The organism is Curvibacter fontanus, from assembly GCF_054780335.1.
On the sequence record NZ_BAAGWN010000011.1, the window covers coordinates 199561 to 223183 of the forward strand.

Sequence of the window (23623 nt, forward strand, 5' to 3'; positions counted from 1 at the left end):
GCCTCCTGGGCCGCGTCGGCCAGCGCCTTGATCTTGGCGTGGGGCAGGTGTCTGGGGGCGGAGATTCGGGTCAATGGCATGGCTGGGTTTCAAGAAGCGAGCGGAGGACCATCGTAAGCGAGCCTTCCAGGCTGAGCCGCTGGCGACCCGCACCTGACTGATGTATAGATCGAAATACGAGTCATCGCATCTCCCTACTATTTGAAGAGAATAAGGGCCATCGACGCTCATACCTCTTCTGTGGGTGTCTGTAAGATTATCGAATCATGATCACCACACCAGAGCAACTCGTGTATTGGCTGGCCGAACCAGAGGGTTTGCGGCTGGAGTTCAAGGAAGCCAGGAACAGTTACCACTTCGACAAACTGGTGCGGTACTGTGTAGCCTTGGCGAATGAAGGTGGCGGCAAGATCATTCTGGGGGTCAGTGATCGCCGTCCGCGTCAGATCGTGGGCACCAACGCTTTCGAAGAACCTGGGCGAACCGAGGCAGGGCTACATGAACGACTGTCACAGCGCATCCCGATAGAAGAGTTGCGAGTACCCGAAGGACGTGTCTTGATCGTACACGTGCCAGCGCGCCTGCCCGGCACAGCCTGGCAAATCGATGGCAGCTATCTCAAGCGCGCTGGCGACGAATTGACGGCTTTAGGTGACGCCGAACTCAAAAACATCTTTGCAGAAACTGGCCCCGATTTTTCCGCCGAGTTGTGCCCGGGTGCCGGGTTGCAAGACTTGGCGCCAGCAGCCATTGCATTATTTCGTGAGCGCTGGGCCAGGAAGTCGCACGACGAACGCAAGCTACTCTGGAACGACACTGAAACGCTCACGAATGCCGAACTGCTGCTGGGCGGGCAAATTACTTATGCCGCATTGATCCTGTTCGGCACGCGTACTGCCCTGGGAAGATGGCTGGCACAAGCGGAGCTGGTATTTGAATACCGCCCATCCGATGCCTCGGGCCCGGCAGCCGACCGTGAGGAATACCGGGAGGGCTTCTTCAACTGGCAGGATGCACTGTGGAACAAGATCAACCTGCGCAACGAGAAGCAAAGCTATCAAGATGGTCTTTTCCGTCTGGATTTGCTGACGTTTGACGAAGTCGCGGTACGCGAAGCGTTGCTCAACGCAGTGGCACATCGTGATTACCGGCTGGGTGGCTCGGTATTCGTTCGTCAATATCCTCAACGACTGGAAGTGGTGAGCCCGGGAGGCTTGCCGCCTGGTATCACCCCAGCCAATATCCTGGATCAGCAAAACCCGCGCAATCGCCGACTGGCCGAGGCACTTGCCAAATGCGGTCTGATTGAACGATCGGGTCAAGGCATGAACCTGATGTTCGAAAGCGCCATCCGTCAAGGCAAACAATTACCCAGCTTTGCCGGCACAGCCGAACACGAGGTACGTTTGACACTGGATGGCATGGTACGAAGCCCGGCCTTTGTACGTTTCCTGGAACGCCTGGGTGAGCAAACCCTGCGTTCATTTTCCACCGAGGACTTTCTGACGCTGGATGCGCTGCATCGCGAACAACCACTGTCGCCGCACATGAAGGAACGCTTGCCTGGTCTGGTAAGCGCAGGGGCAGTGGAAGTCGTAGGACATGGGCGGGGAGTGCGCTATATCCTGTCTGAAGCGCTTTATGCTGCGTTGGGTGCCAAAGGCACGCACACCCGCAAAAAAGGACTGGATCGCGAAACCAACAAAGCGCTTCTTCTCAAGCACCTGTCCAAACAAAAAGAAGAAGGCGCCCCACTTGCAGAACTACGCCAAGTACTGCCAGCACTACCTGCCAGTGCCGTGCAAGCTTTGATGCATGAACTCCGGGAAGAACGCTCTGTATTCCTGCACGGCCAGCGCCGATGGGCTCGATGGAAGCTGATGGAATACAAGGTCTATAAGTTGGAAGATTTTTGAGTAAGCTTTAGAGATGGTCAAAATTAAAAAAAAACACCAATAAAAACAACAGCTTATAAAACAATTCATTGCGCGGATTTAAGCGCCGCACAATGAATTAAGGCACCGAACTCAGCCCGTACGTACAGAAACGTTCAGTACGTCAGCTCCAGCACCGTCACCCGCTGCTGCGCCGCAGGCCAGACACGGCCCACCAGCTTTTCGCCGTTGAACTCCGCCGCGATGGCGCGGCCTTCGGCTGTGCCCAGCTTGAGTTTGGAGCTGGACACCCCGGCGCCCATGGGCGGCACACCCGGCGGCAGGGTCTGGCCGTCGAAGCTCAGGTGATCCCGTTGCGCATCGAAGTAGCCCCGCGGGCGGGTGAAGATGACCAGCGCCTGGGCGTCCTGGTCGGCGGCGGCGATGCGTTCGGGGCGCAGGTTGACGATGGTGCTGGAGCGCGGGAAAGCGCTGCGGTAGATGTGCGTGGTGGCGTAACCCGGCGCCTTGATCTCGAATTCGTAGGCCGTGCCGGCCTGGGCCGTGAAGGGGCCCCAGCGGCCGTCGGCGCCGACCTTGTACGTGTAGGCCGCGGCGCCGATACGCTGGCCCGTGGCCGTGTTGGTCTCGTAGATGGCGAGTTCGGCGCCGGGCAGTGGCAGGTTGTTGGCGAAGTTGCCGGTGGCCGGGTTCAGCGGGTCTACACCCTGGCCGGTGATGACACCGCCGAGTTCGATGCGTGCCTCGGGCGCGATGTCGCGCACCAGGGTGGCCCGGCCGGTGATGAAGCTGTAGGCCGCGGCGAAGGCTGCGGGCGAATAAGACGTTTCACGGTGGTCGATGCGCGGGACGACCACATTGGTGGCGCCCTTGAGTTCGGGGCCGGCGGCCGTGACGTTGGTGGGGGTGCCTTTGGCGCCTATCCACAGGCCGTCGGCTTGGGCGAACTTGTCGTTGTTGTCGCTGCGGATGGTCATCCAGCGCACCGGGCCTGTCACCTCGTCACCATTGGCGTTCTTGGGCGCGTTCAGGCCCGTGAGGAAGGGGCCGGTGCCCGAGAACTCATTGCCCTCGCGGAAGCCCTTGATGGCCCAGACGCCGTGGTTGGGTGTGCCGCCCAGGATGGCGTGCGAGACGGTGGCCGCACCGCCGCCGTTCTGGATGTAGTTGCGGATGGCGTTGCCGCCGCGTGAATTGCCGATCAGCACGACCTGCTGCGCACCCGTGACGCGCAAGACCTTCTCGACCTCGGCCTTCAGATAGGCCATGTGCTCGGCGGTGGAGGTGCGGCCGGGCTGGGCCTTGCTGTCGTCGTCACGCGCCAGGGGATAGGGCAGCTCGATGGCGTGCAGGCGCTCGCGCGGCCAGCCGTTGGATTCAAAACGCCAGAGCGTGGTCTGCCACAGCGCGGCGCTGTCGCCATTGCCGTGGACGAAGACGATGGGGGGCGCCTCGCTGAGCGAAGGCGCAGTGGTGCAGCCGGCCAGCAGGGCCAGGCTGGCGAAGAGGGGAAGGAGCAGGCGACGTGTCAGCATGGTGGTTCACTCAAAGCCGCCGGAGCGGCGCAGTTCCGCCGCGGCAGGCGCGGCCAGCAGGTCGATCATCATGCGGGCGGCCTGGGGCTGCTCGGCTTTGGTGGCGATGGCCGCGGTGTAGACCGTGGCCAGCTCGAATTTCTTGGGCAGCACGTTGATGAGCTGCACGCCCGGGGTGTAGAGAATTTCCGTGACCTGGGTGCAGCCGATCAGGCCCGGGCCGCTGGCGGCGGCCATTTCCTTCATGGCGGTGGCACCGTTGGGGTAAGGGCGCAGCGCGCCGGCCACCTGCTGGGCGATGCCCAGCTGCTTGAGCACGCTCATGACATGGATGCCGGCCGTGGCCTTGATCGGGTCGGGGAAGTAGATGCCTTTGGCGGCCAGCAGGGCGGCCTTGAGCGCCTCGGCGGTGTCCACTTTCGGCTGCGGCTCGCCGCTTTTCACGGCCACGCCGGTCTTGACCACGCCCAGGGGCGTGGCGCTGCCGGCTTGTACATGGCCCTGGGCCGTGAGTTCGTCGATCAGCGCCTGGGTGAGGATGAGCACGTCACAAGGCTCGCCGGCCAGCAGCTTGTCGCGCATGAGCCCGACGGCGCCGAAGCTGCCTTCGACGGCGCGGCCGGTCTCGTTGTAGATGCTGCCACGCAGCGCGTTGACCAGCCCTTGCGCGGCGCCGCCGCTGATGATGTGAAGTGAACTCATAGAACCCGATTATTCAGCCGAAAGATGTCAGAACGCTACGCACGAAGGGTTTATGCGGGGAACGCCCCGTGGAACCGGCTTTGCCGGGCCACTGGCGTTGCCCCCTACAAGGGGGGAGCCGGCGCTGGCCGGCACGGGGGGGTTCAATCAATCGGCCTTGATGCCGGCGCTCTGGATCACGCGCGCCCACTTGGCGATATCCTCGCGCATGTACTTGTCGAATTCCTGCGGGCTCATCAGCATGGGCGTGGCGCCCTGCTTGGCCCAGAGCTGGCGCACCTCGGTCTGGCTCACGATCTTGCTCACGGCTTCGTTGAGCTGCGACACGATGGCCGGCGGCGTGCCCCTGGGCGCCATGAGGCCGAGCCAGATGGAGGCCTCGTAACCGGGCAGTCCGGCCTCGGCCAGGGTGGGCACGTCGGGCAGCACGGCGGAACGCTGGCGGCCGCTGGTGGCGATGGCGCGCACCTTGCCGGCTCGGGCCTGCTCGGCCATGGTGGTGACGGCATCGAACATCATGTCGACCTGGCCGCCGATGATGTCGGCGCGCGCGCCCGAGCTGCCGCGGTAGGGGATGTGCACCAGGTAGATGCCGGCCATGCTCTTGAAAAGTTCACCGGCCATGTGGTACGGGGTGCCCGGACCGCTGGAGGCGTAGTTGTACTTGCCGGGTTTGTCCTTGGCGAGCTTGAGGATGTCCTGCAGGTTCTTCACCGGCAGCGAAGGGTGGGTGACCAGCAGCAGGTCGGAATAGTTGACGGGCGCCACGGGCACGAAGTCGCGCAGGAGCACAAAGGGCTTGCTGGGTATGAGCGTCTCGTTCACCGTGTGGGTGTTGGACATCATCAGCAAGGTGTAGCCGTCGGCCGGGGCCTTGGCCACCAGGTCGGTGCCGATGATGGAGCCCGCGCCGGGCCGGTTGTCGACCACGAAGGACTGGCCCAGGGCCTCGCCCAGGCGCTGGCCGATGAAACGCGCGTAGTTGTCGGCCGGGCCGCCGGCGGCAAAGGGCACGACGATGCGCACCGACTTGCTGGGGTAGGCCTGCCCCGAGCCTGTCGAAGCGGTCTGGGCCTGGGCCGCGGTGGCCGCAAGCAGCAGCACGGCCAGCAGGCCGCGCAGGATGGGGAATCGCATGGTGCAGTCTCCTGATGGGTTGCATGCATGCTAGCCGCAGAGCCGCGACTACGCCCCCGGGCTATCCCTGAACTTGGCTCGCATTGGTTGGCTGCCAGCTCAGGCTTTGCTCAGACCAGCAAAGGTTCTTCCTGCATGGCTTCGATCTGGTCTTCCAGCATCTGCACCTGGCCCTTCCAGTAGTCGCTGCTGCCGAACCAGGGAAAGTTGATGGGGAAGGTGGGGTCGTCCCAGCGACGCGCCAGCCAGGCGCTGTAGTGGATGAGGCGCAGGGTGCGCAGGGGCTCGATCAGGGCGAGTTCGCGGCGATCGAAGTCGCGCAGCTGTTCGTAGCCGTCGAGCAGGCAACTGAGCTGCCAGGTGCGCTGGGCGCGGTCGCCCGAGAGCAGCATCCACAGGTCCTGCACGGCCGGGCCGGTGCGCGCGTCGTCCAGGTCCACGAAGTGCGGGCCGGGCCCGGCGGCGGCGGGCACGTCCACCGGGGTCCACAGCACATTGCCCGAGTGACAGTCGCCATGCAGGCGCAGGCGGCGGATGTCGCTTGGCGCGCCCGTCAGGGCCGGCTGCTGCGCGATGAGGGCCAGGGCGGCTTCGCACTGGCGCTGCCAGGCCGACTGCACGTCCAGCGGGATCATCTCGTGCCGCAGCAGCCAGTCCAGGGGTTCGCGCCCGAAGGATTGCAGATCCAGCGCAGGGCGGCTCGAAAAAGGGCGCGCTGCGCCCACGGTGTGCAGGCGCGCGAGGAAACGGCCGATCCATTCCAGCACCTCGTCGTCGTCCAATTCGGGCGGGCGGCCGCCACGGCGCGGGCAGACGGAGAACATGAAACCGGCGTGACTGTGCAGCGTGGCGCCGCCCAGCGTCAGCGGCGCCACCACGGGCACCTCGGCGGCCGCCAGTTCGGCCGCAAAAGCGTGTTCTTCCAGGATCTGCGCCTCGCTCCAGCGCGCCGGGCGGTAGAACTTGGCCACCACGGCCTGGCCGTCTTCCAGCTGCACCTGGTAAACCCGGTTTTCGTAGGAGCTCAGAGCCTGCAGGCGGCCGTCGCAGGCCAGGCCCAGGCCCTCCAGCGCGTCCACCACGGCGTCGGGCGTGAGCATCTCGAAGGGATGGCGGGCGGCGGTGTCGGAGGTGCTCATGTCCCGATTGTCGCCTTTGCGATCCGTATGCAAATCGCTGGCGTTTTCCCTAGGCGGCCCCTCCGGGGGCGTGGCTACACTGGCTCGCATGTCCCCCATGCTGCCCTTCCATCGCAAGCTCGCGCTCGGCACCGCCGGCGTGGCGCTGGCCGTGGCCGTGCTGGCCGGCCTGGCGGCGGGCTTCATCGCCCACGACAAGGCCGAAGACACGCTGGTGGCCCAGGCCACCGAGGACGCGCAGCGCCTGTTGCGCCAGGAGGCTTTCCGGCCCGAGGGCGTGCAGGCCACGCGCAATGCGCAGGCCGCAGCGCAGGCGCTGGCAGCCTCCTACTTCGACATCGCACAGATCTACACCGCGGGCGGCCTGCTGATGGCCGAGCAGTTCAACGCCGACGGCCGCGCGCTGGACGCCGAGCTGCCGCCGCGCGGCGCGCGCAGTTACACCCAGTCCTGGTTTGAGCGGCGCTGGCTGCCCGGGCGCCGGGCGGTGCTGCGCATCTTCATCCCGCTGCGCAGCGAGGGCCAGGCCCTGGCCGGTTATTTCGAAGGCGCACGCCTGGTGCCCGACTGGCAGCGCGAGCGCATGCTGGCCGACGCGCGCCGCACGGGCCTTCTGACCGCGCTGGCCGTGCTGCTGTGCGGTGTCGCGCTCTACCCGCTGGTGCTGCGCCTGAACCGCGACAGCCAGGACCGCCAGCGCGAGCTGCTGGAATCGCACATCGCGATGATGGAGGCGCTGGGCCGCGCGATCGCACGGCGCGATTCGGACAACGGCATCCACAACTACCGCGTGGCCTGGATCTCGGCCACGCTGGCCGAGGCCGTGGGTCTGCACGGCACGCGCATGCAGGAGCTGATCGCGGGCAGCTTCCTGCACGACGTGGGCAAGATCGGCATCCCCGAGCACATCCTTCTCAAGCCCGGCCCGCTCAGCCACGAGGAAATGCTCATCATGCACACGCACGTGGCCGCGGGCGAGGACATCGTCAGCGGCTCGGGCTGGCTGGCCGGCGGCCAGGCCGTGGTGGCCGGTCACCACGAGAAATGGGACGGCAGCGGTTACCCGCGCGGGCTGGCCGGCACCGACATCCCGCTGGTGGCGCGCATCTTCGCGATTGCCGATGTGTTCGACGCCCTGTGCTCGCGCCGCCCCTACAAGGAGCCAGTGCCGCTGGAAGCCGCCATGGAGGCGCTGCGCGCGCAGGCCGGCAGGCATTTCGACCCGCACCTGGTGCAGGTCTTCGACCAGCAGGCCGCCACGGTCTACCGCACGCTGACCGAGGCCGACGAGGAACAGCTGCAGGCCCTGCTCACACGCATGGTGAGGAAACACTTCAGTCTTTGACTGAAGCACCCCCTGAGCGGCTGACGCCGCTTCCCCCTCTCTCGCCTACGGCGGGAGGGGGACGCACCCGGCGGCCCGGCAAAGCCGGTTCCGCGGGTGCCCTGGACTTATATCTCTTCTGTCGCCGTGGCGAGCTGCTCGAAGGGCAAGGTCTGCTTGACGAGGATGACGGTGCAGGGTGCGTCCATGGCCACCCGGATGGGCACGGTGGCGATGAAGCGCTGCGTCAACAGGCCATGCGTGGCCGCCCCCATGACGATGACCCCCACACGGTTGCCGCGCGCGTAGTCGAGCAGCGCCCGCGCCACGTCACCGGCCTCCAGCACATGACAGGAGATCTGGTGCCCCGTCTGCTCCAGCGGCTGGGCCCACAGCCTGAGCTGGGTGAGGTAACGCCGGTGCATGCTGGTCTCGCTCTGGCGCGCGCTCACGCTGCCGGTGGCCCCCGACGAGATCACGGTCACGCAGGCCAGGCGCGCGCCGGGGCGTGTGCCCAGGGCACGGGCCGCCGCCTGGCGCAGCGAATACAGCGTGGCGTCGCTCACATCCTCATGCGGCACGGCCACCAGGACGATGGGCACTTCGGCGATCAGCCGCGCCGGCAGCGGGCTGGGCTGGTAATGCAAACCCGCCGCGCGCACCCAGCGTTTGAACAGGGCCCAGACGCCGGCGCCGTAGCGGCGCTCGCCGCGCGCGCTCACGCGCACCTGCTGCGGGTGCTGCAGGTCGAAGGCCAGGTGCGCAGCAGAAGGGTAGCGCTGCGCGGCCTCGGGCGCCAGGCAGCGCAGCACCACTTCCTGCAGCCAGGCCGGCAGCTCGGGGCGGTAACGGCGCGGCGGCGGCGGCTCCATCCACAGGCGCTGGCGCAGGCCGCCGTTGGTCACGGGCGCGCCGAAAGGCAGCTCTCGCGTGAACAGCTGGTAGAGCATGACGCCGATGGCGAAGACATCGCTGCGCGGGTCGCCGCGCACGCCCACCACCTGTTCGGGCGCCATCCAGGCCGGGGAGCCCACGGCGCGGCGCAACTCTTCGGCCAGCAGGTCGGGGTAGTGCGCATGGCAGGACAGGCCGAAGTCCAGCAGCACGACCGAGCCATCCTCGCGCACCAGCACATTGGCCGGCTTGAGGTCCAGGTGCACGGTGTTCTGCTGGTGCAGGCTGTGCGCGGCATGGGCCAGGGCCACGCCCAGCTGCACCACCGCCTCGATGGCGGGCAGCGCGGGCTGCTCCAGCCAGTGCGTGAGGGTGCGCCCGGGCAGGTATTCCATGACCAGGTAGGGCCAGCGCTCCAGGTCGCCGGCGGCGACAAAACGCGGCACGTGCGGCCCGCTCAGGGCCGGCAGGATCTGCTGCTCGACCTCGAAGCTCACGATGTTCTCGGCGCCGTCGCCCTCGGCCATGCGCGGCACTTTCATGGCCAGGGGGAAACCGGGGTCGGGTGCGCCCTTGGCGTAATGCACGCGGTAGATGTGGGCCATGCTGCCCTGGTGGATGCACTCGTCCACCACGAAACCATCCAGTTCGCTGCCCGGCTCCAGCAGTTTCATCGGCCCAGCTCCAGGCGGTCGGCGAAGAAGCCGGGCAGGCCGGCCTCGCGGATGGCTTGGGCCGCGGCGTGGTGATCGTAGGCCACGCGGTGGAAGGTCAGCTGCGTCTGCTCGGTGTCGAACAGGGCATACATGGCGCGCGGGCTGCCGTCGCGCGGCTGCCCGACCGAACCGATGGTGGCCAGCCAGTGCCGGCGCGGCGACACCGGCACGGCCACGCCGGGCGTGGGCACGAAGGGGATGAGATTGTCGTCCGCTCCCCGGTAGTAGAGCGACTGGCGGTGCACGTGCCCGCCGAAGACGTAGCGCACGCCCTCGCGCCTGCCGGCGGCCTCCAGGCTGAGGGAGGCCATCTGTGCGTCGTAGACGTAACGCCACAGCGCAGGTTCGTCGGCCGTCGCGTGCACCAGCAGCAGGCGATCGTCCTGCAGGGTCATGGGCAGCTCGGCCAGGAAGGTCCGCTGCGCAGGGTCGAGCTGCTCGTGCGTCCACCACGCCGTGCTCTCGCCCAGGGTGCTGTTGCCCGCAGGCGGATGGGCGGCCATGTCGTCGTGGTTGCCCTTGAGCACCAGCGCCCCTTCGCTGGCCAACTGCATCACCCGCTGCACCACGGGGCCAGGATCGGCGCCGTAGCCGACCAGGTCGCCCAGGAAGGCGTGGCGCTCGGCGCCCTGTTCCCGGGCATGGGCCAGGCAGGCCTCCAGGGCCTGGAGGTTGGCGTGGATGTCGGACAGCAGGGCCAGTCGCATGCATCCAGTATGCCCTGCCGGGCGGGGTCGACCAAGGGCATGCGGGTATCACCCGGGGTCGCCCCCGCGGGGTCCGGGACTAATATGCGTCGGCAGGAGACTGTCATGTACGACTACATCATCATCGGCGGCGGCTCGGCCGGCTGCGTGCTGGCCGCGCGCCTGTCCGAAGACCCCGGCGTGCAAGTGGCTCTGCTGGAGGCCGGCCCGCGCGATGACAGCGTGCTGATCCACTGCCCGGCCGGCCTGGCCCTGCTGGCCAAGAGCGGCCAGGCCAACTGGAAGCTGCAGACCGTGCCGCAGGCCGGCCTGAACGGCCGGCGTGGTTACCAGCCGCGCGGCAAGGTGCTGGGCGGATCGAGTTCGGTCAACGCCATGATCTACGCGCGCGGCCACCGGCGCGACTACGACGACTGGGCCGCCCAGGGCAACCCGGGCTGGGCCTGGTCCGACGTGCTGCCTTTTTTCAAGCGGGCCGAGCACAACGAACGCGGCGCCGACGATTTCCACGGCAGCGGCGGCCCGCTCAACGTGATGGACTTGGCGCAACCGAACCGCCACAGCCCGGACTTCGTGCAGGCCGGCGTGCAGGCCGGTTACCCGCACAACCGGGACTTCAACGGCGCCGAGCAGGAAGGCGTGGGCCTGTACCAGGTCACGCACAGGAACGGCGAGCGCCACAGCGCGGCCAAGGCCTACCTCACACCCCACCGCGCACGCGCCAACCTGCAGGTGATCACCGGCGCCCACGCGACGCGCATCCTGCTCGAAGGCAAACGCGCTGTCGGCGTGGAGTTTGTCCAGGACGGTCAGAAGCGCACACTGCGCGCCAGCCGCGAGGTGCTGCTGAGCGCCGGCGCCCTGCTCTCGCCGCAGCTGCTGATGCTTTCGGGCATCGGTGCGGCGGAGCAGCTGCGCGAGCACGGCATCACGCCCCTGCACGAGCTGCCCGGCGTGGGCCGCCATCTGCAGGACCATGCGGACGTGGTGCTGGTCTGCGACGCACCGCAGCTGACCGATCTCTTCGGCCTGTCCTTCAAGGGCGCGCTCAAGATGCTGCGCGGCATCTTCGAGTGGCGCCGCGCGCGCAGCGGCATGCTGACCACCAACTTTGCCGAGGCCGGCGGTTTCATCCGCAGTCAGGACAGCGAAACCATCCCCGACCTGCAACTGCACTTCGTGGTGGGCAAGCTGGTCAACCACGGCCGCACCACCACCTTCGGCCACGGTTATTCCTGCCACGTCTGCCTGCTGCGCCCCAAGAGCCGCGGCAGCGTGCGCCTGGCCAGCGCCGACCCGCTGGCAGCGCCGCTGATCGACCCCAACTTCCTGGCCGAGCGCGACGACGTGGACCGGCTGGTGCGCGGCTTCAAGCTGATGCGCAACATCCTCTCGCAGCCGGCGCTGGCGCGTTTCGGCGCGCGCGAGTTGCCGGCCTCGGCCGCGGCGCAGAGCGATGCACAGATCGAAGCTTTCATCCGCAACCACGCGGACACCATCTACCACCCGGCAGGCAGCTGCCGTATGGGGCCCGGGGCCATGGACGTGGTGGATGCGCAGCTGCGCGTGCACGGCCTGCAAGGCCTGCGGGTGGTGGATGCCTCGGTCATGCCCCGCCTGGTGGGCGGCAACACCAATGCGCCGGTGATCATGATGGCCGAGAAGGCCGCCGCCCTGATCCGCTCTGGCGGCTGAGCAACACGGCCGTCAGGCGCGACGACAGGGTTTGTCAGGTTTTTTCCGACACGAGAAACCGGCGGATGCCGATTCAAGTTGGCTGACACGGGGCCTAGAGTGATTGCACCACATCGGGAAATGGTGTGATGCAAGGAAAACCCGTGAGAACCAACCCTATTTCGCTCAACCCCTTCAGCCTCATGATGGAGCCCGAGATCGTGCTCCAGACCATGGAACACTCCAAGTCATTACGTGCGCTGCGCCGCCACCAGCTGCGCCCGCTGGACAAGCCCCTGATCCCCTACGCCGTTGACCCGCTCGATGACGGGCTGGACGAAGAAACCATCCCGGGTGAACTCGGCAGCCACTGAGTTTCGCGGGCTCCACCCTGCCACCGGTGCTAGCATCGGACGCATGCCTGCACCGCCCCTGTTCACACGTTTTTCCCTGGCACGCCTGACCCCTTCCGTCGGCTTGCGCGCAGCCTGCGCCGCGCAGCCATGAACTTCTGGCCCGCCTGCGGTTTTGACCGCCTGCAACGCAATGCCCAGGGCTGGCTGATCGTCACGCCGGACTATCTGCGGCTTTTCCTCGACCGGCCCGAACTGGCCCTGGCGCCCGAATCCTGCAAGGCCGAGCGCCGCCTGCACCTGGCGCTGCGCGACGATCCGCTGCAGTCCGTCCCGCCCGAGACCTTGACCCGTTTCAAGGACCCCGACGCGCGCGACAACTACCAGCTTTTCCTGAAATTCCGCGACGCACTGCAGGCCGCCGGCACGCTGGAGGCCTGTTACCTGCGGCTCATGCGCAGCGGCCGCATCACCCTCCCCCCGCTGTTCATCGACCTCATGGTGCAGGCCATGCTGCGCGGCCTGCTCGACAACTGCGAGGACTCCTTGCAGCTGCGCGCGGCCGAGCTGCTGTTCCGTCCGCAGCGCCTGACCGTGCAGGAGGGACAGGTGCTGGCCGCCGACCAGGCCGTGGTGGACCTGTACAGCGAGAACGCCGGCCTGGGCGAGATCGGCCGCCTGCTGATGGAAAACAAGTCCCGGCTGCGCGAAGCCGAACTGGCCGTGCTCGATGCATCCAACGCCGCGCGTTACTGGGAGCGCAGCGAGCGCTACCACTTCCTGCTGGACCTCACGCATGAAGTGCAGCAGGAGCTGAGCCACGGCCTCACCCTGCGCATGACCCGCGCGCGCAGCGGCCTGAAGGCGCTGGCCCGTGTGCTGGAGCTCTGGGTGCGGCACCTGCTGGGCGTGGCCGTGACGATCGAACCGCTGGCGCGCGTGGACGATGTGGCCTGGCGCTGGCACATCGGCCTGGACGCCGAGGCCACAGCCATCCTCAACGATCTGTACGAAGAGCATGAAGTGGCGCCCGAGCGCATGCAGCGCCTGGTCAGCCTGTTCCGCCTGAGCTTTGCCGACCCGACCGTGGTACAGGCCGAGCTCGCGGGCAAACCGGTCTGGCTGGGTCTGGCCATGAACGCGCAGGGCCTGCTGCGCCTGAAGCCGCAGAACCTGCTGCTCAACCTGCCGCTGGCCGCGTAGCAGCAGGCGCTACATATTGCGGCGGTACTGGCCGCCGACCTCGAACAGCGCGGTCGTGATCTGGCCCAGGGAGCAAACCCGCACCGCGTCCATCAGCACCTCGAACACATTCCTGTTTTCGATCACGGCCTGCTGCAGGCGCTGCAGCTGGGCCGGTGCCACAGCCGCGTGGCGCGTGTGGAAGTCCTGCAGACGCTGGAGCTGGCTCTGCTTTTCCTCTTCGGTCGATCGTGCCAGTTCCAGCTTTTCCATCACGGCGTCGCCATGCGGGTTGCGGAAGGTGTTGACGCCGATGATGGGCAGCTCGCCGGTGTGCTTGAGCATCTCGTAGGTCATGCTCTCGTCCTGGATCTTGCCGCGCTGGTAGCCGGTTTCCATGGCGCCGAGCACACCGCCGCGCTCGCTGATGCGCTCGAACTCGGCCAGCACGGCCTCTTCCACCAGCTCGGTCAGCTCCTCGATGATGAAAGCGCCCTGGCTGGGGTTCTCGTTCTTGGCCAGCCCCCACTCGCGGTTGATGATGAGCTGGATGGCCATGGCGCGGCGCACGCTGTCTTCGGTCGGTGTGGTGATGGCCTCGTCGAAGGCATTCGTGTGCAGGCTGTTGCAGTTGTCGTAGATGGCGATCAGGGCCTGCAGCGTCGTGCGGATGTCGTTGAACTGGATCTCCTGCGCATGCAGGCTGCGGCCGCTGGTCTGGATGTGGTACTTGAGCTTCTGGCTGCGTTCGTTCGCGCCGTACTTCTCCTTCATGGCCACGGCCCAGATGCGGCGCGCCACACGGCCCATCACGGTGTACTCGGGGTCCATGCCGTTGGAGAAGAAGAAGGAAAGATTGGGCGCGAAGTCGTCGATGTGCATGCCGCGCGCCAGATAGGCCTCCACCAGCGTCAGGCCGTTGGACAGGGTGAAGGCCAGCTGGCTGATGGGGTTGGCGCCGGCCTCGGCGATGTGGTAACCGCTGATGGACACGCTGTAGAAATTGCGCACGCGGTTGTGCACGAAGTACTCGGCGATGTCGCCCATGACCTTGAGCGAGAACTCGGTGGAGAAGATGCAGGTGTTCTGGCCCTGGTCTTCCTTGAGGATATCGGCCTGCACCGTGCCGCGCACGTTCTCCAGCACCCAGGCGCGGATCTTTTCCGCTTCGGTGTCCGTGGGTTGGCGCCCGTTATCGACCTGAAACTTGGCCAGGTACTGGGCTATGGCCGTGTTCATGAACATGGCCAGGAGGGTGGGCGCGGGGCCGTTGATGGTCATGCTGACCGAGGTGGCCGAGTCGCAGAGGTCGAAGCCTTCGTAGAGCACCTTCATGTCGTCCAGCGTGGCAATGGACACGCCCGAGTTGCCGACCTTGCCGTAGATGTCGGGGCGCGGGTCGGGGTCGTTGCCGTAGAGCGTGACCGAGTCGAAGGCGGTGGACAGGCGCTTGGCCGGCATATTGGCGCTCAGCAGCTTGAAGCGCTTGTTGGTGCGGAAGGGGTCACCCTCGCCGGCGAACATGCGCGTGGGGTCTTCGTTCTCGCGCTTGAAGGCGAAGGTGCCGGCCGTGTAGGGGTAGCTGCCGGGCACGTTGTCCAGCATCAGCCACTTGAGGATTTCGCCATGGTCCTCGTAGGGCGGCAGGGCCACCTTGCGGATCGTGGTGCCCGAGAGCGATTTGGTGGTCAGCGCGGTGCGGATTTCCTTGTCGCGGATCTTCACCACGTACTCGTCGCCCGCATAAGCTAGTCTCATGGCCGGCCACTGGGCCAGCAGGCGGCTGGCGTCGGCATCCATCTGCAGCTCGCGCGACTGCGCCAGGTCGATCGCCGCCTCGGCGGCCTTGGCGCGGTCCGGCTTTTCCTCCTTGAGCATGGTTGCCGCCGCCTTGAGCTGCTGGATCTCGCGCGCCAGGCGGGCCTGCGCCCGCGCGCGGCGCTTGTAGCCGCGCACGGTGTCGGAGATTTCGGCCAGGTAACGCGTGCGCGCGCCGGGAACGATGGGGCTCTGGTTGCTGCTGTGGCGCACGCTCACGGCCGGCAGGCGGCCGGCTTCGAGCTTGAGGCCCAGCGCGGCCAGGCGAACCTTCAGCGCCTGGTAGAGCGCGGTCACGCCGTCGTCGTTGAAACGCGCGGCCATGGTGCCGAAGACCGGCATCTGATCGGGTGGTGTGCTCCAGGCCTCGCGGTTGCGCTGCACCTGCTTGGCCACGTCACGCAGTGCGTCAGCCGCGCCCTTGCGGTCGAACTTGTTGATGGCCACGAACTCGGCGAAGTCCAGCATGTCGATCTTCTCGAGCTGGCTGGCGGCGCCGAACTCGGGGGTCATCACGTACAGCGGCACGTCCACATGCGGCACGATGGCCGCGTCGCCCTGGCCTATGCCCGAGGTCTCGACGACGATCAGGTCGAAGCCCGCGCATTTGCAGGCGGCCACCACGTCGGGCAGGGCCGCGCTGATCTCGCTGCCGGCATCGCGGGTGGCGAGTGAGCGCATGAAGACACGCTGCCCGCTATCCGTTCGCCCTGAGCTTGGCCTGTCCTGAGCCCGTCGAAGGGTCGAAGGGCTCGCGTGGGCTTCGACAGGCTCAGCCCGAACGGAGCTTGTTGCCCAGGGCGAGATGGCGTTCATGCGGATGCGGTCGCCCAGCAGAGCACCGCCGCTCTTGCGGCGCGAGGGATCGATGCTGATGACGGCCACGCGCAGCGCATCGCCCTGGTCCAGGCGCAGACGGCGGATCAGCTCGTCGGTGAGGCTGGACTTGCCGGCGCCGCCGGTGCCGGTGATGCCCAGCACGGGGACTTTCTTTGCTGCCGCCTGTTCGCGCAGGCGCGTGACGAGCGCCACATCGGCGCCCGCTGCGCGGGTGGGGCTGTCGCCCCCGCTGCCATTTTTGCCTTCGGCAGAAACCTCACGGTTTTCCAGCGCGGTGATGAGCCGGGCCAGGGCGCGCCAGGCTGCCTCGCCATGGCCCTGGAGGGCCTCGATCTTTTTCGGCGCCAGCGTGCCGAGGTCGCGGTCACAACGCATGACCATCTCGCCGATCATGCCGGCCAGGCCCATGCGCTGGCCATCCTCGGGGGTGTAGATGCGCGTGACGCCATAGGCCTGCAACTCGCGGATCTCGGTGGGCACGATCACGCCGCCGCCGCCGCCAAAGACCTGGATATGCTCGCCGCCGCGCGCCTTGAGCAGGTCCATCATGTACTTGAAGTACTCGACGTGGCCACCCTGGTAGGAACTGATGGCGATGCCCTGCACATCTTCCTGCAGGGCGGCGGTGACGACCTCGTCCACGCTGCGGTTATGGCCCAGGTGGATGACCTCGGCCCCCATGCCTTGCAGGATGCGCCGCATGATGTTGATGGCCGCGTCGTGCCCGTCGAACAGGCTGGCGGCCGTGACGAAACGCACCTTGTGCGTGGGGCGGTAGTTCGCGAGGGCCTGGTGGTCGGCGGACAGGTCGGTCATGGCGGGCCAATTGACGTTTACGTAAACGTCAATCTTACCGTTTTTGACCGGATTCCCCAAGAGAAAGGGGCGCCGCGGCGCCCCTTTTCAGATTGAAAACCTGTCGGTCATCCGCCGTAGAGATAGTTCGGCAGCCACAGGGTCAAGCCCGGCCAGATGTACATGAAGACCATGCAAAGGATCACGATCAGCATGTAGGGCATCATGCCGGCGAAGATCTGGTTGATCGTCACATGCGATGGGCTGACCCCCTTCAGGTAGAAGGCCGACATCGCCACCGGCGGGCTCAGGAAAGCCGCCTGCAGGTTGACGAAGACCAGCACACCCCAGAGCATGGGATCGATATGGAAATGCTGCAGCAAGGGCAGGAAGATGGGCACGAAGATCACGATGATCTCGGTCCATTCGAGCGGCCAGCCCAGCACGAAGATGATGGCCTGGGACAGCAGCATGAACTGGATCGGCGACAGGTTCATGCTCAGCACCCACTCCTCGACCAGGCGCTGGCCACCGAGGATGGCAAACACGGCCGAGAACAGGGCGGAGCCGACAAAGAGCCAGCACACCATGGAGGTGGTCTTGGCGGTCAGGAACACGGCCTCCTTGATGCGCTGGAAATCCAGCGTGCCGGCCTGCCAGGCCATGAGGAAAGCACCCGCCGCACCCACCGCCGCCGACTCCGTGGCCGTGGTGATGCCGAAAAGGATGACCCCCAGCACCACAAAGGTCAGGATGCCCAGGGGCATGACCGAGGTGATCAGCATGGTCAGGATCTCGTACTGCTCGGCATCAAACTTCCAGTAGTACCAGGCCAGCAAGCCGACAGCGATCAGGCAGGCCACCCAGAAGCCGGTGTAAAAGCCCCCGGGCACTGGTTCGGCCTTGGGCGCCTCGCTCCCCTCGCCGGCGCTCATGTCCTGCAGGGGTTCGTCCTTGTCTGCCTCGTCGGCCGCCGGTCCGTCGGAACCGGAAAGCTCCTGCAGGCCCGCAGCTTCGACCGGCTCCTGCGGGCTTGCCGCTGCGGGTGTGTCCGCCGACTTCTGCATCAGTTGCACCACCTTGACCGGCTCGGCTTCGCTGCCCTGCTGAGAGTAGATGGTGACGTACCACCAGGTCACACCCAGACAGACTACCGCGATGATCACGGGCACCAGGGTCCGCAGCAGTCCGCCCAGCAGCTTGAGCCAGCTGAGCTGCACACCTTCGATACCACTGCGCAGGGCCTTGGCCGGCATCAGCACAGCCATCAGCAGGGCGGGCAGCATGAAGCGCGAGTAGCTCGCGGCGATGTGCGCGACCGCAGGAGAGATCGGCGCCTTCATCTTTTCCGGCGGCAGCTTGGGCGCCACCTTGGGGTTGATCATGGCCCAGCCGATCACATAGACCAGGTAGAGGAAGGCCAGGAAGAAACCCGGAAACATGGCCGCGGCGTAGAGCTTGACCACCGACTGACCGGCCACGGCCGCGTAGACGATGATCATGACCGAAGGCGGGATCAGGATGCCCAGCGTGCCCCCGGCGGTGATGACACCGGCCGCCAGCCGGGTGTCGTAACCGGCATTGAGCATGGGGCGCATGGCGATCACACCCATGAGCACCACGACAGCGCCGACCAGGCCGCTGGCAATGCCCCAGAAGGTGCAGATGACCAGGGTGGTGACGGCCAGCGAACCCGGCAGGCGGCGGAAGGCCAGCTGCACGCTGTGGAACATCTTGTCCACCAGCGCGCCCCGTTCCATGATGTAACCCATCAGGACGAACAGCGGGATCGACAGAAGCGTGTCGTTGTTCATGGCCCCGAAGGCGCGTTGCACCATCAGGTCGAAAACCTTGTTGTCCAGCCAGTGTGCGGCCGGGTCGTACAGGGCGACGAAGCCGAACATCATGCCCAGGCCCATCAGCGTGAACGCCGTCGGAAAACCCATCATGATCACGACCACGATGAGCCCCAGCATGGTGAGACCAAGTGCTGCATCACTCATCATTCAACCTTTCAAACCTTTGGATTGCTCGATGGCCAGCTTGCGGGCCTCTTCATCGACATACTCGCTGCCCGCCAGCTGCTGCGCCACGACGTCGGCCTCCTCGGCGTCCTTGATGCGCGGTGTCCACTCACCGGTCTTGATGCAGACCGCGCAGCGGACAATCTCGGAGATGCCCTGCATCAGCACCAGCGCACCGGCCAGCGGGATCATGAACTTGAAGGGGTAGACCGGCAGCGGATCCGCGTTGAAGGTCTGCTCATGGATGGCCAGGGAATCCTGGAAGTAGGTCCAGCCCGACCAGGTCAGGGCGGCGATACCAGGCAGGAAGAACATCACATACAGCACCAGGTCGATGCTGGCCTGGGTGCGCGGCTTCATGCTGCCGTAGAGGAAATCGCCACGCACATGGCCGTCGTGGGCCAGGGTGTAGGCGCCACCCATCATGAACAGGGTGCCGTAGAGCATGTTGCTGGCGTCAAAGACCCAGGCGGTGGGGGCATTGAGCGCATAGCGCTTGAAGACTTCGATGACCACGAGCAGCATCAGCGCCACGATGAGCCAGGCAAACGCCTTGCCCACCCAGGTGCTGATGGCATCTGCCGTGTGCAGCAGGGATTGGACTTTCATGGGATTTCTATTGGTGCAAAAAACAAACCAGCCATCCGGGAGCCCAGATGGCTGGCATGGTCGTCAGGCTACCGACTTCGTATCAGGCCTTCTTGGCGCCCTTGCCGAAGTAATGGTTGGAGGCCATCTTGAAATCGACCATGTAGGAGTTCTGCCATTCGGTGGTTCGCGCGGCATAGGCCTTCTGCGATTCGATCACCTTCTTGAACAGCGGGTTCTCGCCGCCCTTCTTGGCGATGATCTTGTCCCACGAAGCCAGCTGGGTGCGCAGGATGGCGTCGGGCGTCTTGTAGAACTTGATGCCCTGCTTCTTCAGTTCGATGTAGTCTTGCGAGTTGCGGTCGATGGCCTTCCAGCTCATGTCGGCGCTGGCCGCCTGCACGGCGTAGTCGATGATGGAACGCAGCTCGGCCGGCAGGGCCGAGAGCTTGGTCTTGTTGAACAGGATCTCGAACTGTTCGCCGGACTGGTGGAAGCTCTGCAGCATGCAGTTCTTCGTCACATCGGGGAAGCCCAGGATGCGGTCGGAAGTGGCGTTGTTGAACTCGGCCCCGTCGATCAGGCCGCGGTCCAGCGCCGGCACGATTTCACCGCCGGGCAGCGGGTTCACGGCAGCGCCCATGTCGGTGTACATGTCCACGGCCAGGCCCACGGTGCGGAACTTCACACCCTTCATCTGCTCGACCTTGGAGATCGGCTTCTTGAACCAGCCGAAGGGCTGGGTGGGCATGGGGCCGTAGAGGTAGGAGACCACGTCCATGTTGATGGATTTGTAGATCTCGTCCAGCAGGGCCTTGCCGCCGCCGTAGTTGTGCCAGGCCAGGACCATGTTCGGGTCCATGCCGAAAGCCGGGCCGGAACCCCACAGGGCCAGCGCGGACTGTTTGCCGTAGTGGTAGGCCACCACGCCGTGGCCGCCGTCCAGCGTGCCCTTGTTCACGGCTTCGAGCAGCTGGAAGGGCGGCACAACGGAGCCGGCAGGCAGCACTTCGATCTTGAGCTTGCCGCTGGCCATGTCGTTGACCTTCTTGGCGAAGTCATTGGCGTACTCGTGGAAGATGTCCTTGGCAGGCCAGGTGCTCTGGAAGCGCAAGGAAGTGGCGGTCTGCGCGGTCGCGACCATCGGGGCGGCCATCGCGCCAGCGGCGACGGCAACGCCCTTGAGCAGGCTGCGGCGATTGGGGGTTTTGTTATCGGTCAAGGTAGTCTCCGGTAGTGGACAAGACAGTAGTGGTCAGGACGATGCGTTCGCTTACCATCGGGCTCAGATTCTGCGCCTCCGTGGGCATACGCACGTCTAGGGTTTTCACCAGTATCTATTGTCTCCGTGTGAAACAGTTTTCACGAATCAGCACCCACAAGTCGCTTACACGCTGGTACAACCTTGAATGCGTCTGCACACCATGAAACCAGCTGAGGAGACCTCCATGGACCGCCGTCATTTTTTCCAGAACACCGCGCTCGTCACCACCGGCGCACTGGCCGGCTGCGCCCTGCCCGGCGTGGCCCAGAACAAGCCCAAGAGCCCCTTCGATGTGGCCGACACCTACATTCCCATCATCGGTTCCGACGAGATGTTCCCGGTGCGTCGCATCTACTGCATCGGCCGCAACTACCGGGCTCATGCGATTGAAATGGGTTCCAATCCGGACCGCGAGCCGCCCTTCTTTTTCCAGAAACCGACCGATGCCATCCAGTACGTGGCCGCCGGCGCCGTGGCCGACCACCCCTACCCCACGCTGACCAGGAACTACCACTACGAGGCCGAGCTGGTGGCCTGTCTGGGCAAGGGCGGGCGCAATATCCCGATGGAAAAAGCACTCGATCTGGTCTACGGCTACACCCTGGGCCTGGACATGACACGGCGCGATCTGCAACGCGCCATGGGCGACCAGAAGAAGCCCTGGGAAATCGGCAAGAGCTTCGACAAGTCGGCGCCTATCGGCGCCGTGCACAAGCTCGGCCAGGTTCAGCATTTCTCCCAGGGCAACATCTGGCTCAAGGTCAACGGCCAGGTCAAGCAGAACGCCAACCTGAACCAGATGATCTGGTCGGTCGCCGAGCAGGTCAGCAAGCTGTCCGAAGCCAACGAGCTCTTCCCCGGTGACATCATCTACTCGGGCACGCCCGAGAACGTGGGCCCCGTGGTCAAGGGCGACCTGATCGAGATGCACATCGACGGCCTGCCCAATCTGAGCGTCAGGATCGTCTGATCCGACCCGCCGCGAGGCAGCGAGGGCCGCGTCATCCCGGTGGCGCGGCCTTCGCTTTTTTTGCGTATCCTTGGGGCTCTTCCTGCATCCACCCGGACGCCCCATGCCATGAACCCGATCCAGCTCTTCGATCCCGCCTCCAGCACTTACACCTACCTGCTCTTCGACGCCGACAGCCGCGAGGCGCTCATCATCGACCCGGTGGACGAACAGCTGGAACGCGACCTCGGCGTGCTGCGCGAGTACGGCCTCAAACTCACGCTGGTGGTGGAAACCCACGCCCATGCCGACCACGTCACCAGCGCCGGCCTGCTGGTGGAACACACCGGCGCCCGGACGGCCGCGCCCGAAGCCTGCGGCATCCGCACCGCGACCCTGCAGTTGCAGGACGGCGCCGAACTCGCCTTCGGCCGTGAACGCATCCGTGCCCTGCACACGCCGGGCCACACTGCGGGCAGCATGTGCTACCTCTGGGAAAACGGTGGCCAGCGCCACGTTTTCACCGGCGACACTCTGCTCATCAATGGCTGCGGGCGCACCGACTTCCAGTCCGGCAGCGCCGATGCGCTGTACAACAGCCTCACCCGCGTGCTCTTCACCCTGCCGGAAGACACAGTGGTCTGGCCGGGCCATGACTACCAGGGGCGCCAGCACAGCACCATCGGGGCTGAAAAACACGGCAACGCCCGTGTGGCGGGCAAGTCCCTGGCCGAATTCAAGGCCATCATGGAAGGCCTGAAGCTGCCCAAGCCGCGGCGCATCGACGAGGCGGTCCCCGCCAACCTGCAGTCCGGCCTGCGCCACGATGCCGATGGCGCCGCGCTGATGGCCGTGGCGCCGGCGCCGGGTTATGCCGGCAACGTGAGCCCCGAACTCGCCTGGGCGTGGGTGCAGACCGGCCAAGCCCTGCTGGTCGACGTGCGCAGCGACGCCGAGCGCGAATGGGTGGGTTTCGTGCCCGGGGCCCTCGGCCTGGCCTGGAAACAATGGCCCGGCATGCAGCCCAACGCCAACTTCGACGCCGGCCTGCTGGCCGCTGCCTCACCCGGCAAGAAAGTCGTGCTGCTGTGCCGCAGCGGGGTGCGCTCCATCGCCGCCGCGCGCCGCGCCACCGAACTCGGCCTGGAGGCCTACAACATCCTGGAGGGTTTCGAGGGTGATCCGGACGAGCAGGCCCAGCGCGGCCACCGCGGTGGCTGGCGTTTGCGCGGCCTGCCCTGGCGACAAGGCTGAGCATCATCCTCCTTTATGATGCCGGCTGTCGCCAACTGAATCCAAAACATGTCTTTTCTCGCCATTGACGTTGGCAACACCCGCCTCAAATGGGCCTTGTACGAAGCGCCCCAGCCCGGCGCCCGGGTGCTGGCCCAGGGCGCTGAATTCCTTGATCACATCGACCGCCTAGCCGAGACCGCCTGGGCCGGCTTGCCGGCGCCCAGCTGCATGCTGGGCTGTGTGGTCGCCAGCGACGCCGTCAAACACCGCATCGAAGCGCAGATGGAGCAGTGGGACGTCTCCCCACACTGGGTCATCGCAAGCAGCCAGGAAGCCGGACTGGGCAATGGCTACGACCATCCGGCCCGCCTGGGCCCGGACCGCTGGGTGGCCATGATCGGCGCCTGGCATCACATGCTGTCCATGGGTCCGAAGCGCCCCATCGTCGTGGCCATGGTGGGTACGGCGGTCACGGTGGAGGCCATCGATCCTGGTGGCAAGTTCCTGGGCGGCTACATTCTGCCGGGCCACGGCATCATGCTGCGCGCATTGGAGTCCGGCACGGCCGGACTGCACGTGCCCACGGGCGAAGTGCGCCCCTTCCCGACCAATACCAGCGACGCCCTGACCAGCGGCGGCACCTACGCCATTGCGGGCGCGATGGAGCGCATGGTGGAGCACGTGCGCCAACATTGCAACGCCGAGCCCTGGTGTGTCATGGCCGGCGGGGCCGGCTGGAAGATGGCCCCCAGCCTGGCCACGCGCTTCGAGCTGGTCGATACGCTGATTTTCGACGGCCTGCTGCAGATCGCCGCGCACCGCGGCCTGGGAGCGCCGCGCTGAAGAAGTCG

At 66.0% G+C, this 23623-nt stretch carries 18 protein-coding genes; 8 read left to right on the plus strand and 10 right to left on the minus strand.

The features are described 5' to 3' along the window. Positions 1-266: 266 nt before the first annotated feature. Complete coding sequence (locus ACYVH8_RS07080) at positions 267-1916, plus strand: ATP-binding protein (RefSeq protein WP_460488176.1); 1650 nt, start codon at positions 267-269, stop codon at positions 1914-1916. Between the two features lie 134 nt (positions 1917-2050). Here ACYVH8_RS07080 and ACYVH8_RS07085 read toward each other — a convergent pair whose 3' ends face one another. The 4 genes from ACYVH8_RS07085 to ACYVH8_RS07100 form a co-directional block, all read right to left on the minus strand. Continuing rightward, entirely contained in the window at positions 2051-3430 is a 1380-nt protein-coding gene (locus ACYVH8_RS07085; RefSeq protein WP_460488177.1) for a twin-arginine translocation pathway signal, read from the minus strand. A 6-nt stretch (positions 3431-3436) separates the two neighbouring features. Then, positions 3437-4132: a molybdate ABC transporter substrate-binding protein gene (locus ACYVH8_RS07090; protein ID WP_460488178.1), complete on the minus strand. Its 696-nt coding sequence runs from the start codon at positions 4130-4132 to the stop codon at positions 3437-3439. A gap of 147 nt (positions 4133-4279) precedes the next feature. Next, entirely contained in the window at positions 4280-5269 is a 990-nt protein-coding gene (locus tag ACYVH8_RS07095; RefSeq protein WP_460488179.1) for a tripartite tricarboxylate transporter substrate binding protein, read from the minus strand. A gap of 110 nt (positions 5270-5379) precedes the next feature. Continuing rightward, positions 5380-6408 carry a serine/threonine protein kinase gene (locus ACYVH8_RS07100; protein ID WP_460488180.1) on the minus strand — a complete coding sequence of 343 codons (1029 nt, stop codon included), beginning with the start codon at positions 6406-6408 and terminating at the stop codon, positions 5380-5382. Between the two features lie 88 nt (positions 6409-6496). Here ACYVH8_RS07100 and ACYVH8_RS07105 point away from each other — a divergent pair, with 88 nt between their 5' ends. Next, complete coding sequence (locus ACYVH8_RS07105) at positions 6497-7753, plus strand: HD-GYP domain-containing protein (protein WP_460488181.1); 1257 nt, start codon at positions 6497-6499, stop codon at positions 7751-7753. Between the two features lie 107 nt (positions 7754-7860). On the opposite strand, the gene ACYVH8_RS07110 is transcribed toward ACYVH8_RS07105, so the two are convergent. Beyond that, on the minus strand, positions 7861-9300 hold the full coding sequence (locus ACYVH8_RS07110) for a serine/threonine protein kinase (RefSeq protein ID WP_460488182.1): 1440 nt from the start codon (positions 9298-9300) through the stop codon (positions 7861-7863). Beyond that, positions 9297-10049 carry a metallophosphoesterase family protein gene (locus ACYVH8_RS07115; RefSeq protein ID WP_460488183.1) on the minus strand — a complete coding sequence of 251 codons (753 nt, stop codon included), beginning with the start codon at positions 10047-10049 and terminating at the stop codon, positions 9297-9299. Before ACYVH8_RS07115 ends, ACYVH8_RS07110 begins: the two co-directional genes overlap by 4 nt. A gap of 105 nt (positions 10050-10154) precedes the next feature. Between ACYVH8_RS07115 and ACYVH8_RS07120 the strand changes: the two genes are divergently transcribed. From ACYVH8_RS07120 to ACYVH8_RS07130, 3 genes are all read left to right on the plus strand, one after another. Next, the gene (locus ACYVH8_RS07120) at positions 10155-11744 is read left to right on the plus strand and encodes a GMC family oxidoreductase (protein ID WP_460488184.1); all 1590 of its coding nucleotides are present in this window, start codon (positions 10155-10157) and stop codon (positions 11742-11744) included. 143 nt (positions 11745-11887) lie between these two features. Next, positions 11888-12097, plus strand: a complete 210-nt coding sequence (locus ACYVH8_RS07125) for a hypothetical protein (RefSeq protein ID WP_460488185.1) — start codon at positions 11888-11890, stop codon at positions 12095-12097. 129 nt (positions 12098-12226) lie between these two features. Beyond that, a complete protein-coding gene (locus tag ACYVH8_RS07130; protein WP_460488186.1) occupies positions 12227-13279 on the plus strand; it encodes a DUF6352 family protein in 1053 nt (350 codons plus the stop codon). Between the two features lie 9 nt (positions 13280-13288). Here the strand turns inward: ACYVH8_RS07130 and icmF are convergent, their stop codons facing one another. The 4 genes from icmF to ACYVH8_RS07150 form a co-directional block, all read right to left on the minus strand. Then, positions 13289-16732: a fused isobutyryl-CoA mutase/GTPase IcmF gene (gene icmF, locus ACYVH8_RS07135; RefSeq protein ID WP_460488187.1), complete on the minus strand. Its 3444-nt coding sequence runs from the start codon at positions 16730-16732 to the stop codon at positions 13289-13291. 107 nt (positions 16733-16839) lie between these two features. Further along, positions 16840-18687 (minus strand): TRAP transporter large permease, encoded by a 1848-nt coding sequence (locus ACYVH8_RS07140; RefSeq protein ID WP_460488188.1) that lies wholly within the window; start codon positions 18685-18687, stop codon positions 16840-16842. A gap of 30 nt (positions 18688-18717) precedes the next feature. Continuing rightward, complete coding sequence (locus tag ACYVH8_RS07145) at positions 18718-19344, minus strand: TRAP transporter small permease subunit (protein WP_460488189.1); 627 nt, start codon at positions 19342-19344, stop codon at positions 18718-18720. A gap of 82 nt (positions 19345-19426) precedes the next feature. Continuing rightward, positions 19427-20545, minus strand: a complete 1119-nt coding sequence (locus ACYVH8_RS07150) for a TRAP transporter substrate-binding protein (protein WP_460488190.1) — start codon at positions 20543-20545, stop codon at positions 19427-19429. Positions 20546-20771: 226 nt separating this feature from the next. Between ACYVH8_RS07150 and ACYVH8_RS07155 the strand changes: the two genes are divergently transcribed. From ACYVH8_RS07155 to ACYVH8_RS07165, 3 genes are all read left to right on the plus strand, one after another. After that, on the plus strand, positions 20772-21557 hold the full coding sequence (locus tag ACYVH8_RS07155) for a fumarylacetoacetate hydrolase family protein (RefSeq protein ID WP_460488191.1): 786 nt from the start codon (positions 20772-20774) through the stop codon (positions 21555-21557). Positions 21558-21665: 108 nt separating this feature from the next. After that, positions 21666-22790 carry an MBL fold metallo-hydrolase gene (locus ACYVH8_RS07160; protein ID WP_460488192.1) on the plus strand — a complete coding sequence of 375 codons (1125 nt, stop codon included), beginning with the start codon at positions 21666-21668 and terminating at the stop codon, positions 22788-22790. 48 nt (positions 22791-22838) lie between these two features. Further along, the gene (locus tag ACYVH8_RS07165; protein ID WP_460488193.1) at positions 22839-23615 is read left to right on the plus strand and encodes a type III pantothenate kinase; all 777 of its coding nucleotides are present in this window, start codon (positions 22839-22841) and stop codon (positions 23613-23615) included. Positions 23616-23623 lie beyond the last annotated feature (8 nt).